The organism is Flintibacter porci (genome assembly GCF_041925195.1).
GTDB lineage: Bacteria > Bacillota > Clostridia > Oscillospirales > Oscillospiraceae > Lawsonibacter > Lawsonibacter porci.
Map to the genome: position 1 here is coordinate 128,785 of NZ_JBHEVB010000004.1, position 15,281 is coordinate 144,065.

At 60.9% G+C, this 15,281-nt stretch carries 16 protein-coding genes; 13 read left to right on the forward strand and 3 right to left on the reverse strand.

What is annotated here, in order from left to right; genetic code table 11:
• Positions 1-25 precede the first annotated feature (25 nt).
• The 10 genes from ACEVJL_RS05625 to ACEVJL_RS05670 all read left to right on the forward strand — a co-directional run bounded on the left by ACEVJL_RS05625 (position 26) and on the right by ACEVJL_RS05670 (position 8,832).
• Positions 26-586: a LysM peptidoglycan-binding domain-containing protein gene (locus ACEVJL_RS05625; protein ID WP_374737234.1), complete on the forward strand. Its 561-nt coding sequence runs from the start codon at positions 26-28 to the stop codon at positions 584-586.
• On the forward strand, positions 583-1,533 hold the full coding sequence (locus ACEVJL_RS05630; protein WP_302668226.1) for a hypothetical protein: 951 nt from the start codon (positions 583-585) through the stop codon (positions 1,531-1,533). The genes ACEVJL_RS05625 and ACEVJL_RS05630 overlap by 4 nt, the downstream gene beginning before the upstream one ends.
• 10 nt (positions 1,534-1,543) lie before the next feature.
• A complete protein-coding gene (locus ACEVJL_RS05635; protein ID WP_151075328.1) occupies positions 1,544-1,951 on the forward strand; it encodes a hypothetical protein in 408 nt (135 codons plus the stop codon).
• 4 nt (positions 1,952-1,955) lie between these two features.
• Positions 1,956-2,312, forward strand: coding sequence for a hypothetical protein (locus tag ACEVJL_RS05640; RefSeq protein WP_110441405.1), 357 nt, complete (start codon positions 1,956-1,958; stop codon positions 2,310-2,312).
• Between the two features lie 12 nt (positions 2,313-2,324).
• A complete protein-coding gene (locus ACEVJL_RS05645) occupies positions 2,325-3,377 on the forward strand; it encodes a baseplate J/gp47 family protein (protein ID WP_374737150.1) in 1,053 nt (350 codons plus the stop codon).
• Positions 3,374-3,955, forward strand: a complete 582-nt coding sequence (locus ACEVJL_RS05650; protein WP_235397355.1) for a DUF2313 domain-containing protein — start codon at positions 3,374-3,376, stop codon at positions 3,953-3,955. The genes ACEVJL_RS05645 and ACEVJL_RS05650 overlap by 4 nt, the downstream gene beginning before the upstream one ends.
• A gap of 120 nt (positions 3,956-4,075) precedes the next feature.
• Positions 4,076-6,160 carry an ATP-dependent DNA helicase RecG gene (recG, locus tag ACEVJL_RS05655; RefSeq protein WP_374737151.1) on the forward strand — a complete coding sequence of 695 codons (2,085 nt, stop codon included), beginning with the start codon at positions 4,076-4,078 and terminating at the stop codon, positions 6,158-6,160.
• Positions 6,161-6,179: 19 nt separating this feature from the next.
• A complete protein-coding gene (locus tag ACEVJL_RS05660) occupies positions 6,180-6,575 on the forward strand; it encodes a C-GCAxxG-C-C family protein (RefSeq protein ID WP_374737152.1) in 396 nt (131 codons plus the stop codon).
• Positions 6,576-6,876: 301 nt separating this feature from the next.
• Positions 6,877-7,923, forward strand: coding sequence for an A/G-specific adenine glycosylase (gene mutY / locus ACEVJL_RS05665; RefSeq protein WP_374737153.1), 1,047 nt, complete (start codon positions 6,877-6,879; stop codon positions 7,921-7,923).
• Positions 7,924-7,935: 12 nt separating this feature from the next.
• A complete protein-coding gene (locus ACEVJL_RS05670; RefSeq protein WP_374737154.1) occupies positions 7,936-8,832 on the forward strand; it encodes a radical SAM protein in 897 nt (298 codons plus the stop codon).
• Positions 8,833-8,949: 117 nt separating this feature from the next.
• Here ACEVJL_RS05670 and ACEVJL_RS05675 read toward each other — a convergent pair whose 3' ends face one another.
• From ACEVJL_RS05675 to ACEVJL_RS05685, 3 genes are all read right to left on the reverse strand, one after another.
• Entirely contained in the window at positions 8,950-10,071 is a 1,122-nt protein-coding gene (locus ACEVJL_RS05675) for a DHHW family protein (protein WP_374737155.1), read from the reverse strand.
• A gap of 11 nt (positions 10,072-10,082) precedes the next feature.
• On the reverse strand, positions 10,083-11,486 hold the full coding sequence (locus ACEVJL_RS05680; RefSeq protein ID WP_374737156.1) for an MBOAT family O-acyltransferase: 1,404 nt from the start codon (positions 11,484-11,486) through the stop codon (positions 10,083-10,085).
• A 93-nt stretch (positions 11,487-11,579) separates the two neighbouring features.
• Positions 11,580-12,551, reverse strand: coding sequence for a DUF4358 domain-containing protein (locus tag ACEVJL_RS05685; protein WP_374737157.1), 972 nt, complete (start codon positions 12,549-12,551; stop codon positions 11,580-11,582).
• A gap of 201 nt (positions 12,552-12,752) precedes the next feature.
• On the opposite strand from ACEVJL_RS05685, the gene ACEVJL_RS05690 reads away from it, so the two are divergent.
• Genes ACEVJL_RS05690 through ACEVJL_RS05700 form a run of 3 tightly spaced genes read left to right on the forward strand, consistent with a single transcriptional unit; the run spans position 12,753 to position 15,236 of the window.
• Positions 12,753-13,121: an ArsR/SmtB family transcription factor gene (locus ACEVJL_RS05690; RefSeq protein WP_374737158.1), complete on the forward strand. Its 369-nt coding sequence runs from the start codon at positions 12,753-12,755 to the stop codon at positions 13,119-13,121.
• A 3-nt stretch (positions 13,122-13,124) separates the two neighbouring features.
• The gene (locus ACEVJL_RS05695) at positions 13,125-13,346 is read left to right on the forward strand and encodes a cation transporter (protein WP_008982083.1); all 222 of its coding nucleotides are present in this window, start codon (positions 13,125-13,127) and stop codon (positions 13,344-13,346) included.
• A 30-nt stretch (positions 13,347-13,376) separates the two neighbouring features.
• A complete protein-coding gene (locus tag ACEVJL_RS05700; protein WP_374737159.1) occupies positions 13,377-15,236 on the forward strand; it encodes a heavy metal translocating P-type ATPase in 1,860 nt (619 codons plus the stop codon).
• Positions 15,237-15,281: the final 45 nt, after the last annotated feature.

Below are 15,281 nucleotides of genomic sequence, written 5' to 3' on the forward strand. Positions count from 1 at the left end.
GGATGGGGCGTTGCTTTTGACCCCCATGCGCTACAAGGAGTACGTCTGGCCCCACAATCCCAGGGTGTACTCCATCGACTATGAACGGATCATGGCGGTAAACAAGGTGCCCTTTGGCCTTTACTACCTGCAGGATCTGGGACGGACCCGGCGGGTTATGAAGGGAGAGGGCGAATTCATCGGCGAGGACGCCTATACCCAGTTTGGCCAGTTGGCCAACGTGTTTTATTCCGGCGGTCCCGGCCAGCTTATCCATCCCCTGTGGCAGACCGCCAACGCCTATTTTGTCTCCCTGCGGCTGGAGCAGGAACCGATGCGGGACTATGTGCGCTACTCCTTTGAATTTTGGGAGGAGGCCAACTATTACAGCGGCCAGGTGCGCACCTGGACTGCCCAGACCAGCCAGAGCTCCGGCTCGGACCAGGCTACTCAGACCATCCCGGTCTATTACCAGGTGGTAAAGGGAGATACCCTGTGGTCCATCGCCATGCGCTACGGCATGGCACTGAGCGATCTCATTGCGCTCAATCCCCAGATCAAAAACCCCAACCTCATTCACATCGGAGATGAGGTGAGGGTATCGTGACCGGATATGTGATTTCCGCCCAAGGGGATGCCACGGCACTGCCTGCTCCCCTGTCCTGGACGTTTCAATACACCTCCGGAGTCCCCTGTGACAGCTTTCAGATCCGCTGTCTCTGGGAGGGCACCAACACCGTGGACCCCAGACAGTGGTGTACCTTTCAGGCTCTGGATGAGGACCAGGTAGTCTTTACCGGGGTGGTCGATGAGTGCGAGACCGCCCTCACCCCACAGGGGGCCTGGATCGATGTGTCCGGCCGGGGAATGGCCGCCCGGCTGCTGGACAACGAGGCCCTGGGCCAGGACTACCAGGTGGCCACTCTGGCCGACATTCTCCGGGACCATGTAAGCCCCTACGGCATCACGGTGGCCAGCCAGGCCTACATGGCCCCGGTGAGCCAGTTCTCTGTGGCAGTGGGCAGCAGCGAGTGGTCCGTCCTGTACGACTTTGTGCGCTACTACCACAGCATCTCCCCCCGTTTTGACCGGGAGGGACGGCTGGTGCTCACCCCCTGGGAGGACAACACCCGGCTGCTGCTGGATGACGCCACCCCGGTAACAAAGCTGGTATGCCGGGACAAGCGCTACGGCGTGCTGTCCCAGGTGGTGGTGCGGGACCGGTATCAGCAGCTCACTCAAGTGGTGAACAACATGGATTTTCAGGTCCTAGGGGGCAGCCGCCGTCAGGTACTTACCATGCCTGGCAAAAGCCAGTACCAGGCCATGCGCTACTCGGGGCAGTTCCAGCTGGACCAGTCCGCCACCGAACAATTGGTACTGGAGGTGACCATTCCGGTGCTCTTTTACGGAAAGCCGGGAGACCTGGTACAGCTGCAGCGCTCCGACTGGGGGCGTGACGGGCTCTACCGGGTCAACCAGGCTCAGGTCGGGGTGGACGAGAGCGGGGGCTGGACCCGTCTGGAGCTCATGTCCCCCGAAGTTTTGGTGTGAGGTGAAGGTTATGTGGACATCCAATCGAAAACAGGATGGCAGGACCCAGGAGGCTCCCGGTGACGTGGGAGTGGTCACCCTGGGAGGCGACCCCGCAGGCGTGTATCTCAGCGGAGAGCGGCGCTGGGTGGCGGTGTACGCCCCCGGCGGCTACCAGTGGCGGCCTGCCGTGGGCGAAAAGGTATTGGTTTTGAAGGCAGGGGACCATCAGGAGTCCCCCTGTCTGGTGGGTGTGCGCCAGTCGGAACAACAGCTGGAGCCCGGCGGGGTACGGCTCAGCGGCGGCGAGGGACAGATCGACCTGTGCAAAGACGGCATCCGTCTCACCGGGCAGGTATGGATCGGGGAGCAGACGCTGGAGGACTATGTGGCCGCCATCGCCCGGGAGGTGACCCTGGAAATTTTGGGAGGAGGCTGACCGCTTGGAACGAAAACTCAGTGGAGGGGACTATCTCCCCGGTTCGCAGGGAGGCGTACAGTCCCTGGATGGGGCTCAGGCCCTGCTGCAGCGGGTGCTGTTCCGGCTCACCGCCCGGCGGGGCCAGTTCCCCTTCCTGCCCGAGATGGGCAGTCGGCTCTACCAGCTGTGTCGGGACGGAAAGCCCTCCGCCCGCTCCGCCCTGGCCCGGCAGTATACCGTCCAGGCGCTGGAGAGTGAGGAGGATCTGACCGTCACCGATGTGCAGTGGACTCAGCTGGAGGGCAGCCGGGGACATTTGCAGGTCTATCTGGAATGGCAGGGAGAACCCCTGTCCGTGTCCCTGGACATTACCGGGTAAGGAGGGATCGACATGAAAACCATTGACGAAATTTTCGGGGAGATGCTCTCCTGCCTGGAGGAGCAGACCGGTCTGGAGCCGGAACCCGGGTGCGACCTGTCGGTGCGGATGTATGCTGTGGCTGCCCAGGTCTACGCCCTGTACATCCAGGCCCAGTGGGTCACCCGCCAGGCCTTTCCCCAGACGGCAGAGAGCGACTATCTGGATCTCCACGGTCAGCTGCGGGGACTTACCCGCAAGCAGGCCACCCAGGCGTTGGGCTCCATCCGTTTTACTGCCCAGAGCTCTGACACTGCCCGCACCATCCCCCAGGGCACCGTGTGCCTGACGGCGGATATGGTGCGCTTTGAGACCACAGAGGACGGGATCATCGCCCCCGGCGAGACGGAAGTGGACGTTCCTGCCCAGGCCTTGCTCCCCGGCGCGGCGGGCAACGTATCTGCCCGGGCCATCACCGCCATGGCGGTGGCTCCGGTGGGGGTGTCCGCCTGCACCAATCCCCTGCCCTTTACCGGAGGCAGCGACGCGGAGGGGGATGAGGCCTTCCGCGCCCGAATTCTGGACACCTACCAGCGCCTGCCCAACGGAGCCAACATCGCCTTCTACGAGCAGGGTGCGCTGTCCTTTGACCAAGTGGCGGCGGTGTCCGTCCTGCCCCGCAGCCGAGGCATCGGGACCGTGGATGTTGTGGTAGCCACCCTCAGCGGACAGCCCGATGAGGAGCTGCTTGGCCAGCTGCAGGAGTACTTCCAGTCCCGGCGGGAGATCGCTGTGGATGTGACGGTCCTGGCCCCTGAGGCCCTCACCGTCAATGTCTCCATCCAGGTAAAGGCCAAGGAAGGGGCTGACCAAGAGACGGTAGAGCAAGCCGTGGAGGAGGAAGTGCGCCGGTGGTTCTCCGGAGAACGGCTGGGCCGCAATGTGCTGCTGGCCCAGCTGGGCAGCGTGATTTACAGCTGTGAGAACGTGGAAAACTACGCCATTCTCTCCCCTGCGGCCGACCAGACTGTGGAGCTGGATCAGCTGCCCACCCTGGGCACTCTGACGGTGGAGGCGATGGTATGAGCTACGCCCAGTATCTCCGCCAGCTGCTGCGCCCCCTGGGCGTCTACGATGTAGAGGGCCGCTATCTCAGCGGCGAGTTGGAGGCGGAAGGTCTTGCCCTGGATGGGGTGGAGAGCGTTCTGGACGAACTGCAGCGGGAGGCCAATCTAGCCACCGCCGAGGACTGGGGTTTGGAACGCATTGCCGGCCTGCTGCGCCGCCGTCCTCCCGCCTCCACCACCAAGGCCATGCGGGAGGCTCTGGCCGCTCTGCTGCGCATCAGCGGAGACAGCTTTACCCTGGAGGCTATCAACGACACCATTGCCGGCTGCGGAGTGATTGCCCGGGTGGATGAGACCGACGAGCCGGGCACTGTGGAGGTCTGGTTTCCTGAAATTCCAGGCATCCCACCCGCCTTTGAGGAGATCGATAAAATCATCTCCGACATCATTCCCGCCCACCTGCTCATCCGCTACCGCTTCTGGTTTATCACCTGGGAGCAGCTGGAGCAGCGGCTGCCCACTTGGCAGGACATCGAAGAGAAGCATCTCACCTGGGAACAGCTGCAGTCTTATGTGGAACCGGGAACTCAGACATAACAAATTTCAAGGCCGCCGGGAGCACACCGCTCCCGGCGGCCCTTTTTCTGCCGCTTTACGCACCCCGTCGGTTGTGTTAAAATGGGGGTCTAAACTTATCTCAGAAGGGAGGCGCACACCTTGGATATCACCCTGAACACCCCGCTCACCGACTTTCCCGGCGTGGGGCCTGCCCGGAGCGCCAAGCTGGAAAAGCTGGGGCTTACCCGGGTCCGGGATCTGATGACCTACTTTCCCCGGGACCATGAGGACCGGCGGAAGATCTGGTCCATCCGCTCCGCTCCCCTGGGGGTAAAGGTGTGCGTCCAGGCCATGGCCGCCGAGCATCCCCGGCTCAGCCGCATCCGCAAGGGCATGGAGCTGGTAAAGGTAAAGGCGGTGGACCACGCCGGTGCCCTGCACATCACCTTCTTTAACCAGTCCTATGTGGAGCGAGCCATCCAGGCTGGAGAGGAGTACGTCTTTTGGGGCGTGGTGGAGGAGCAGGGCAGCCGCCGAACCATGGTCAACCCCATCTTTGAGCGCACCGACCGCCAGGCGGTCACCGGCTGTATCCTTCCGGTCTACCCCCTGACAGCAGGCATCTCCAACCACCTGCTCTGCTCTCTCATCCGTCCGGCGGTGGAGGCCTGCGCCGCCCAGATGCCTGAGTCTCTCCCCCGGTCGGTGCGGCTGGAGCACGAGCTGGCCCAGACGGAATTTTCCTTCCGCAACATCCACTTTCCCGACTCCCCCGAGAGTCTGGACCTGGCCCGGCGGCGGCTCACCTTCGAAGAGCTCTTCTACCTGTCCACCGGTCTGGCCATGCTCAAGCACCGCCGGGGAGATGCGGCAGGCCGGGTGGTGCCCTCCCGCCCGCTGGAGGAATTTCTCTCTCTGCTCCCCTTCCCCCCCACCCAGGCCCAGCGCCGGGTGATGGGCGAAGTGGCCGCTGACCTCGGCTCCGGCCGGTCCATGAATCGGCTGGTTCAGGGCGACGTGGGTTCCGGTAAAACGGTGGTGGCCGCCTGGGGAGCCTATCTGGCCGCCAAGGCCGGGATGCAGACCGCCCTTATGGCTCCCACCGAAGTTCTGGCTCAGCAGCATGCCCGCTCCCTCTCCGCCCTGCTGGAACCGGCAGGCGTGCGGGTGGGACTCCTCACCGGCTCCTTCACCCCGACACAAAAAAAGAGATTGCGCCAGGCCATCGCCCAGGGAGACGTTGACCTGGTGGTGGGGACCCACGCCCTCATCTCTCAGGACGTGGAATTTCACGATCTTGGCCTGATGGTAGCCGACGAGCAGCACCGCTTCGGTGTGGCCCAGCGCTCCGCCCTAGCCGCCAAGGGCCATGCCCCCCACGTGCTGGTCATGTCCGCCACCCCCATCCCCCGCACCCTGGCCCTCATCATCTACGGGGATCTGGACGTGTCCGTCATCGACCAGCTGCCCCCCGGCCGCACCCCGGTGGAGACCTACGTGGTCCACGAGGACAAGCGGCAGCGGATGTACAACTTTGTCCGCAAGCTGGTGGGCAAGGGGCGGCAGGCCTACATCATCTGTCCCGCTGTGGAGGACCGCACCGCCGAGGACACCCCCGACGGAGAGCCCTCCCCCTTTGCTGACTTAAAGGCTGTGAAGAGCTACGCCCAGCACCTCCAGGACGAGGTGTTCCCGGACCTGCGCCTGGCCCTGCTCCACGGCAAAATGCGCCCCAAGGAAAAGGACGCCGTCATGGCCGCTTTTGCCGCCGGGGACGTGGACGTGCTGGTGTCCACCACGGTAGTAGAGGTTGGCGTAGACGTACCCAACGCCGCCCTCATCATCGTGGAGAACGCGGAGCGCTTTGGTCTCAGCCAGCTCCACCAGCTCCGGGGACGGGTAGGCCGCGGCAAGCACCAGTCCTACTGCGTACTCATTACTAATTCCCACGCCCAGGACGCCATGACCCGGCTGAAAACTCTGGCCTCCACCACTGACGGATTCAAGATCTCCGAGGAGGATCTGAAGCTGCGCGGCCCCGGCGACTTCTTTGGAAGCCGCCAGCACGGCCTGCCCCAGCTGGCTCTGGCCGATCTCAGCGGAGACATGCGTCTTTTGCAGCAGGCCCAGCAGTCTGCCCGGCAGCTGCTCCAAAATGACCCCACCCTCTCCCGGCCGGAAAACCGGCCGGTTCTGGACCGGGTGCGGCAGATGTTTGCCGACACCCCGGATATTTTTAATTAACTTGAGGAGGAACCCCAATATGACCCGTATGGAAGAAGTCAAGCACCTGCGCACCGAGCCCAACGGCCGCCACTATAACTGCGCCCAGTCCCTGCTGGTCCCCTTTGCCGAGCAGGTTGGCCTGGACAAGGAGCAGGCGGACAAGCTGGGCAGCTTCTTTGGCTCCGGCATGCTCCACGGCTCCGCCTGCGGCGCGCTGAGCGCCACCCTGATGCTCCTGGGTATGGCCGGGTATGACAGCCAGCAGGCCCGCCAAATCATCCACGATTTCCGCCAGCGCCACCAGGCCACCGACTGCACCACCCTTCTGACACTGGCCAAGGAGCAGGGCATCCCCCGCAAGGACCACTGCGACGCGCTGGTCTTTGAGATGGCTGAGCTGCTGGAGGAGATTTTTGCCTCCAAGGGCGAGTAATCCCCGGAAAACGCCAAAACGGGAAGCCCCGCCGGGCTTCCCGTTTTGACTGTTTTGTGAGAAGGAAGGAATGGAAAATCGAGCTGCAAAGGTTTTTTCAAGAACCTGGTAAGAGCGGTAACCAAATTCTTGTTAAATTTTTAACCTTTTGCCGATACAAACTTTACCACCCTTCCTGGAAAAACACCATTCCCAATTTCATTATAGTTTATATTGCTGATTGCTTATATTCTCTGCTTCCTTGCGCGGGAAAAGGAAATAGGCTATAATCAAAAAATCCATTTCTCCAAGGAGGATCTCCATGCAGCCATTGGAACAACTGCCCATCCCTCTGCTTCTGTGGTACCGGGAGCACGCCCGGGTTCTGCCCTGGCGGCAGGACCCTACCCCCTATCGGGTGTGGGTGTCAGAAATCATGCTCCAACAGACCCGGGTAGCGGCGGTGCTGGACTATTATCGCCGTTTTTTGCAGGCCGCACCCACCGTGCAGGATCTGGCCGCTCTGCCCGAGGATGCCCTGATGAAGCTGTGGCAGGGACTGGGCTATTACAGCCGGGCCCGCAACCTGCAAAAGGCCGCCCGGCAGATCGTAGAGGACTGGGGCGGGGTATTTCCGAATACTTATGAGGGCATCCGCTCTCTGGCCGGTGTGGGGGATTATACTGCCGGGGCCATTGCATCCATCGCCTTCGGCATTCCGGTGCCTGCGGTGGACGGGAATGTGCTGCGGGTGGTGACCCGTCTCACTGCTGATCCTTCGGATATTCTCGCCGCTTCCACCAAAAAGCGCATCACCGCCGCCCTTCAGCAGGTCATCCCCACCGCCCAGCCCGGGCAGTTCAACCAAGCTATGATGGAGCTGGGTGCCACCGTCTGCCTGCCTAACGGAGCGCCCCTGTGTGAGAAATGCCCGGCCGCCGAGTTTTGTCAGGCCTTTCAGCAGGGCCGCACCGGGGAGTTTCCGGTAAAAGCCCCTAAAAAACCCCGGCGGATCGAAAAGCGGCGGGTGTACCTGATCTTCTCCGACCGGGGCGTGGCTCTCCGCCGCCGTCCGGAGCGGGGCCTGTTAGCGGGACTTTGGGAATACCCCAACGAGCTGGAGGGAGAGACCGCCATCCCGGCGCAGCTGGGACTCTCTCCGGACGAATGCAAGAGAGTGACCACCGGCAAGCACATCTTTTCCCACATTGAGTGGCACATGACTGCCTGCACCGCCCAGGTGGAACCGGAGGCCCTGCCCGATGGCTGGGTGTGGGCCGACCGGGGCGCGCTGGAACGGGACTACGCGGTCCCCAACGCCTTCTCTGTCTTTTCTGATGCAGTCGCCCAGCACCTGGGTTATTTTTAAGGAGGGACGATTATGATCTGCGATCTCTGTCCCCGGCAATGCCATGCCCTGCGCACCTCTGAACGCGGAGACGGGCTGTGCGGGATGCCGGAAGGCCCTATGGTGGCCCGGGCGGCTCTCCACATGTGGGAGGAACCCCCCATTTCCGGCACCCGCGGCTCCGGCACCGTGTTCTTCTCCGGCTGTCCTCTGGGCTGCGTGTTCTGCCAGAACGAGAAGATCAGCCACGAGCACTTCGGGAAGGCCCTCACTCTGGCGGAGCTGGAGCAGGTGTGTGAAAACCTCATTGCCCAGGGAGCCCACAACCTCAACTTTGTCACCCCCACCCATTATGCCCACGTGCTCCGTGCGCTGTTGACCCGGTACCGCCCCACCGTTCCGGTGGTGTGGAACACAGGCGGGTATGAGCGCCTGGAAACTTTGCACAGTTTGGACGGACTTGTGGATATTTACCTCCCGGATTTAAAGTATCTGGACGGAAACGCCGCCGAGCGCTACTCTGCCGCCCCGGATTATCCACAATACGCGGTGCAAGCCATTCAGGAGATGGTGCGCCAGGTAGGCCCATGCCAGTTTGATGAGAACGGCTTAATGAAAAAAGGAGTTATCATCCGCCACTTGATTTTGCCCGGACAGGTGGACGGGGCCAAGGCGGTCATGGACTGGGTGGCGGACACCTTCCCCAAGGGGACGGTGCTCTTTTCCCTGATGAGCCAGTACACTCCCTGGGGCGACCTCTCCAATGTGCCGGAGATCGACCGCTGCCTGCGCCGGGGGGAGATGAACTCTGCGATCCAGTATATGCAGAATTTAGGGCTGGACGGCTTTTGTCAGGAGCGCACCAGCGCCAAGGAGGAGTACACCCCGCCCTTCGACTTAACAGGTCTAATTTTCTCGAAAGAAAAGTAGACAACGCTTTCTTGAAAGAAAGCTTAGCAAAGAACTTCCTGCGAAACTGCGTTTCGCCTCTTCCTATGAGATCGAAAAATCCCGTGGATTCACAGCAATCCACGGGATTTTTTATGCTTATCGGCCCAGCAGGAACATGTCCTTGCTGGAGGAGATGAAGTTGGAGATGCTGTACAGCACCACCACCTGGTCGATGTCGTTTTCCTCCACGTAAGCTTTGATACTGGTCTTGTTCATACGGGTATCAAAGAGGTGGATCTCAGAAAAACTCTGGGTCAGGAAGGGAGCCAGAGAGTCGGAGTAGGAGTCCCGGATCACCAGCACCTTGGGGGCGTCGGTGTGCTCGGTCTCGATGACGCACAAAGGCTGGTTGCCGCCCAGGAACGAGGAATATTTGTCCTTCTTATCCAGATAGCTGTCCACATACAGGCTGCTCTCCACCGGGGTTCCCTCGGGATAGCCGGTCACCTTCACGCCGTCGCCGGAGATATACCGGTCGATGTGGTCAGGAGCCACCCACCGCACGCCGGAGGTGGAGAAGGTGGTACCATAGAAGGAGTCGGACACCGTTACCTTGGCGCTCTCGTCCAGAGGGGCCGCCTCCATCCCCATGGCCTCCATCAGGGCTGTGTAACCGTAGTAGGCGCCCAGGCTGGTCCAGTGGTGGTCGGTGCGGTAGTAGATCTCCTCGTCCTTGTGCTCTTCCAGAGCGGAGTACATGTCAATGGTGAACGTCTGCACCGTGTCGTAGAGATCGTCAATGATGGCCTTCTCATCGGCAGTGGGCGCTCCGGCGGGCAGCCGGTCCGACCAAATCTCCGTGGAGGAGGGGATAATGCCGAAATAGACGGGCACGTTCAAATTGTATACCAGGTCGTTGACGTATCCGGCGCTGGTCATCAGCGTGTCGTAATCCGGCTCGTCCAGGCGGTTGAGCAGGGTGTCCTCCTTGCCGAAGTAGACCCCGTTGTTCTCCTGTTTGCCGCTCAGCCGCTCGCTCCAGGCCTTCAGGGCCACCCAGAAGTCTCGGCCGATCACGTGGTCATTGACGTAGTCTTCCGCATCCTCCATAAACTTGCCGTCCTCCAGGTTCTCCAGGCTCAGCTTAGGGGGCGTCTGCAGATAGCGGTTTTCCAGCTCGGAGAACTCTTTGTCCGGAGCCAGCAGACTGCCCACTAAAATCCCGCCGATGAACAGGGAAAACAGGATCGTCAAAAAGATGCAATACTTTTTATTCATGGATACCCTCCTTAGAAGCGGAAATACAGGAAGGGGTTGTAGGTGCCGTCCACCAGATAGGCGGTGCACACAACCAGTCCCGCCAGCACCAGCACCGTACACACAACCTCAGCCGCCCGGGGCTTGAGCTTGTGGTACAGCTTGGCGCCCAAGGGAGTGGAGGCCACAGCGGCCACCAGCAGAATGGGCAGGTAGCTGGTCACGTAGTAGCCCAGCTGAGCATCCACCAGAGGCACGCCGCCCAAGCCGAACATCACCTTCAGGTAGGCGCCCAGCTGAGCAAAGTCCTCAATGGCGAAGATAGCCCAGCTGACCACCACAAAGAACAGGGTGTAGATATGGCCCACCACAGCGGGAGCCTTGTTCAGCACCTTGAGCAGGAAGAACTTCTCCAGCATCAGCAGCACAAAGAAGTACAGGCCCCAGATAAGGTAGTTCCAGCTGGCGCCGTGCCAGATACCGGTGGCGGCCCACACCACCAGCAGGTTGAACATCCACCGGGGCTTGGAGCAGCGGTTGCCTCCCAGGGGGATATACAGGTATTCCCGGAACCAGGTGGACAAGGAGATGTGCCAGCGCCGCCAGAACTCGGTGATGCTTTTGGAGATATAGGGATAGTTGAAGTTGGGCAGGAATTCAAAGCCCAGCATCCGGCCAAGGCCGATAGCCATATCGGAGTAACCGGAGAAGTCGAAGTAGATCTGGAAGGTAAAGGCGATCACGCCCAGCCACGCACCCAAAACAGTGAGATCTCCGGCGGTCATGGCCTTATAGGCCTCCCACAGCATGCCCACGTTGTTGGCCACCAGTACCTTCTTTGCCATGCCGACCATAAACATCTGCACGCCGGAGGCAAACTTCTCGGTAGAGGTAGTGCGCTCGTTGATCTGATCGCCCAGGTCCTTATATTTGATAATAGGACCGGCGATGAGCTGGGGGAACAGGGTAACGAAGGTACCGAAGTTGATGATGCTGCGCTGGGCACGGGTATCTCCGCGATACACGTCGATGGTGTAGCTCATGGTCTGGAAGGTATAGAAGGAGATACCGATTGGCAGATGGATACCCAGCACCGGCATGAAGGTCAGACCCATGGCCTGCAGCGAACCGGCCAGGAAGTCCCAGTACTTAAAGAACAGCAGCAGCGCCAGGTTGAAGATGATGGACGAGGCCACCGCCAGCCGGGCTCCTTTGTCATTGCCTTTGTTCTTGCACCGCTCCACCAACATACCGTGGGTATAGTCGATGGCGGTAGACAGGAACATGATGGCTACATACTCTCGCTCGCCCCAGTAATAGAAGAACAGGGACGAAATGAGCAGTACCACGTTGCGTCCCTTCCGGGGCACCAGGTAATAGACCAGTAAGGTCAAAGCCAGAAAATAGAATAGAAAGATTGGGGTCGAAAAAACCATATGGTTATCCTCCTGGGTAAAACGAAACAGAATGAAAGGCGGACGGCACAGACCGTCCGCCCCATAATATCACATTCCGCGGGGGAGAATCAATCAAAAAAGAGCATTAAAATCCTTCACGATGGAATCGCAGTCCTCGCCGACCACCATCATCACATAGTTGCCGTTGGAAACCACGCGGGACTGCTCAGTCCAGATGCGGGTGGGCTCGGGATACCAAGCGCCGCCATTGACCATGGAATCAATGCGAGCCTGGAAGATGGCCTTCACAGTGGCCACGTCCTTGCTGTCCTTCACCTGGACCACGGCCAGCTCGCCCATGTTCATGGACATCATATTGATGTATACCTGGCTCTGCTCGGTAGCCACGCTGCTCAGGCCGGCGTAGTAGTTGTCCAGCATGGTGGAATCAGCCAGGCTCAAGTGAGGCAGAGAGTAGTTCGTGGTAACCGTTGTGCAGAAAGCCGCCAGGTCCACCTTGCTGGGCTCGGGATCCGGGGTGGTGGTACCGCCGCCGCTGGAGCTGGAACCGCTGTCGGAGCTGGAGCCGCCGCCGGTGGAGGGCTTGCTCTCCTCCCACTTGCAGGCAACCACGCAGGTAGCAGTCTGGTCGCCGGCAGTGACGGTGATCTTGGTGTTGCCGGGCTTGACGGCTACCACCTTGCCGTTCTCATCCACAGTGGCCACGTCGGGATTGCCGGACTTGAAGGTCACCTTGGTCCCCTCGGCCACGCCGTCCACCTTCAGGGTGTAGCTGGAACCGGCGGAGAAGAGGGTAAAGCCGGTGCGGCTCAGGGTCAGCTTGGCCTGCTCCTGAGTCTCGCCCTGGGAACCGTCGGGGGTGCTGGTGCTGCCAGAGGCGGAAGTGCTCACGTCAGAGCCGGAGCCGGAGGCGTCAGGGGTGCTCACATCGGAGCCGGAAGAAGACTGGCTGCCCTGGCTGGAGGAGATGCTGCTGTTATCAGAGCTCTGGCTGCTGTTGGCGCCATTGCTGGAGCCGCAGCCGGCCAGCAGAGAGACGGAGAGGGTCGCGGCAAGAAGCAGAGCATAAGTGCGGTGTTTCATAGTCGATTACTCCTTTTTTCTGCGCTGTATTTCAGCGGTATTTTTTGTTTTCAGTGGGTTGGACGGTCTTTGGAAAAAAAGGTTCCCAACTTTTTTAAAAAAATTTTTTGCCCGCCCTTGACAGTGGGCTGTGTTGGGTGTATCTTGATGGTGCAATATATGAACAGTTATTCATATGATAATTTGAAGGAGGAATGACCCATGGAGCAGGAGCGGGACCAGGATCTGTGCTGTGCCATCACCCAGGTACACACCGACGCGGTGGAACATGTCCGCGCCCAGCTGCCCCGGGACGAGACGCTTTACGACCTGGCGGAGTTGTTCAAGATCTTCGGGGACAGCACCCGGGTGAAAATTCTCTATGCTCTGCTGGAGTCGGAGCTGTGCGTGTGCGACATCGCAAAGCTCATGGATGTGAGCCAGTCTGCCGTCTCCCATCAGTTGCGGGTCTTGAAGGCCAGCAAGCTGGTAAAATTCCGCCGGGAGGGCAAGACTATCTACTACTCCCTGGCCGATAACCACGTGGTAAGTATTTTGAATCAAGGAATGGAACATATTGAGGAGGAATAAACCATGAAAAAGACCTTTCAGATGATCGACCTGGACTGTGCCAACTGTGCCGCCAAGATGGAGCGTGCCATCCAGAACATTGACGGCGTCACCCACGCCACCGTCAGCTTTATGACCCAGAAGCTCACCCTGGAGGCGGACGACGCGCGTTTTGATCAGATCGTAAAGGAAGCGGTGAAGGCCTGCAAGAAGGTGGAGCCCGACTGCGAGATCGTGGTCAAGTAAGATCTGAGGAAGAAAAGGAGGCCGCTGGCCATGACTAAAAAGCAGAAAAAGACCCTCCGTTGCATTTTAGGCAGCACAGTGCTGTTTGCCGTGGTTTGGGCGGTGACCGCTCTGGCTTCCCTGCCTCCCTGGTGGGAATTTCTTCTCTATCTGCTGCCCTACGCCCTCATCGGCTGGGACATCTTGTGGAAGGCAGTCCGGAACATCAAAAACGGCCAGGTATTTGACGAAAACTTTCTCATGGCTCTGGCCACCATCGGCGCCTTCGGCTGTGGAGAATACCGGGAAGGCGTGGCCGTCATGCTCTTCTACCAGGTGGGCGAGCTGTTCCAGAGTGTGGCCGTCAGCCGCAGCCGCACCTCCATCGCCCAGCTCATGGACATCCGCCCCGACAGCGCCAACGTGGAGCGGGATGGCCAGGTGGTCACCGTGGACCCGGAGGAGGTGGCGGTGGACGAGATCATCGTCATCCGTGCCGGAGAGCGGGTGCCCCTGGACGGCACCGTGGTGGAGGGCGCCTCCGCCTTGGATACCGCCGCCCTCACCGGCGAGTCCATGCCCCGGGACGTGGCGGCCGGGGACGAGGTGGTCAGCGGCTGTGTCAACCTCAGCGGTCTGCTGCGGGTGAAGGTGAGCCGCCCCTTCGGCCAGTCCACTGTGGCCAAAATTCTGGACCTGGTGGAAAACTCCGCCGCCAAAAAGGCCAAGGCGGAGCACTTTATTACGAAATTTGCCCGGTATTACACCCCCGCCGTGGTGCTGTGCGCCGTGGCCCTTGCCGTGCTGCCCCCCCTGGTGGGGCTGGGTACCTGGCGCACCTGGGTACTGCGGGCGCTGAACTTCCTGGTGGTGTCCTGCCCCTGCGCGCTGGTCATCTCCATCCCCCTCAGCTTCTTCGGCGGTATCGGCGGAGCCTCCCGCCAGGGCATCCTGGTCAAGGGCGGCAACTATCTGGAAGCCCTGGCCAAGGCGGACACGGTGGTCTTTGACAAGACGGGCACCCTGACCCAGGGCCGCTTTGCCGTCACCGAAGTCTCCCCTGTGGGGATGAGTGGGCAGGAACTGCTGGAACTGGCCGCCCAGGCCGAGCAGTTCTCCACCCACCCCATTGCCCGCTCCATCCTCACCGCCTGGGGCGGGACCCCTGACCGGGACCGGGTGGCCCAGGTTGAGGAGCTGGCAGGCCGTGGTCTGCGGGTCCAGGTGGATGGCAAGACCGTGCTGGCAGGCAATGAGCGGCTGATGACTGAGAATGGCATCGTCCTCCCCGAGCAGCCGGCAGCTCCCGGCACGGTGATCTATCTGGCGTTGGAGGGCCAATACGCCGGGCGGCTGGTCATTGCCGACCAGCTTAAACCCGGAGCCAAGGAGGCCATCCAGGCTCTGAAGGCCGCCGGGGTGGGCCGCACGGTGATGCTCACCGGCGACAGCGAAGCCGCCGGGCAGGCCGCCGCAAAAGAACTGGGCCTGGATCAGGTGTACGCCCAGCTGCTCCCCGGAGATAAGGTGGACCGTGTGGAAGCTCTTTTAAAGGAAAAAGCCCCCGGCCGCACCCTGGTCTATGTGGGCGACGGCATCAACGACGCGCCGGTACTGTCCCGGGCAGACGTTGGAGTGGCCATGGGAGCCATGGGCTCCGACGCCGCCATCGAGGCCGCCGACGTGGTGCTCATGGACGACGACCTGAAGAAACTCTCCCGGGCGGTGGCCATTGCCCGCAAGACCATGACCATCGTGAAGGAAAACACCATCTTTGCCATCGGAGTCAAGCTGGCGGTGCTGGCTCTGTCCGCCGCGGGCCTGGTGGGCCTGTGGTGGGCGGTGTTTGCCGACGTAGGCGTGTCGGTGATCGCCATTTTGAACGCCAGCCGGATGCTAAAAGCGTACTAAGCATACAAAAGCCCTTTGGCTGCCAAATGGCAGCCAAAGGGCTTT

Excerpts from the sequence above, each read along its gene's own strand:
- ACEVJL_RS05650 (WP_235397355.1), top strand. The coding sequence starts at position 3,374 with ATGAGCTACGCCCAGTATCTCCGCCAGCTGCTGCGCCCCCTGGGCGTC.
- ACEVJL_RS05635 (WP_151075328.1), top strand. The coding sequence starts at position 1,544 with ATGTGGACATCCAATCGAAAACAGGATGGCAGGACCCAGGAGGCTCCC.
- ACEVJL_RS05685 (WP_374737157.1), bottom strand. The coding sequence starts at position 12,551 with ATGAAACACCGCACTTATGCTCTGCTTCTTGCCGCGACCCTCTCCGTC.
- ACEVJL_RS05645 (WP_374737150.1), top strand. The coding sequence starts at position 2,325 with ATGAAAACCATTGACGAAATTTTCGGGGAGATGCTCTCCTGCCTGGAG.
- ACEVJL_RS05625 (WP_374737234.1), top strand. The coding sequence starts at position 26 with ATGCGCTACAAGGAGTACGTCTGGCCCCACAATCCCAGGGTGTACTCC.
- mutY (WP_374737153.1), top strand. The coding sequence starts at position 6,877 with ATGCAGCCATTGGAACAACTGCCCATCCCTCTGCTTCTGTGGTACCGG.
- ACEVJL_RS05680 (WP_374737156.1), bottom strand. The coding sequence starts at position 11,486 with ATGGTTTTTTCGACCCCAATCTTTCTATTCTATTTTCTGGCTTTGACC.
- ACEVJL_RS05660 (WP_374737152.1), top strand. The coding sequence starts at position 6,180 with ATGACCCGTATGGAAGAAGTCAAGCACCTGCGCACCGAGCCCAACGGC.
- ACEVJL_RS05700 (WP_374737159.1), top strand. The coding sequence starts at position 13,377 with ATGACTAAAAAGCAGAAAAAGACCCTCCGTTGCATTTTAGGCAGCACA.
- ACEVJL_RS05695 (WP_008982083.1), top strand. The coding sequence starts at position 13,125 with ATGAAAAAGACCTTTCAGATGATCGACCTGGACTGTGCCAACTGTGCC.
- ACEVJL_RS05690 (WP_374737158.1), top strand. The coding sequence starts at position 12,753 with ATGGAGCAGGAGCGGGACCAGGATCTGTGCTGTGCCATCACCCAGGTA.
- ACEVJL_RS05675 (WP_374737155.1), bottom strand. The coding sequence starts at position 10,071 with ATGAATAAAAAGTATTGCATCTTTTTGACGATCCTGTTTTCCCTGTTC.
- ACEVJL_RS05670 (WP_374737154.1), top strand. The coding sequence starts at position 7,936 with ATGATCTGCGATCTCTGTCCCCGGCAATGCCATGCCCTGCGCACCTCT.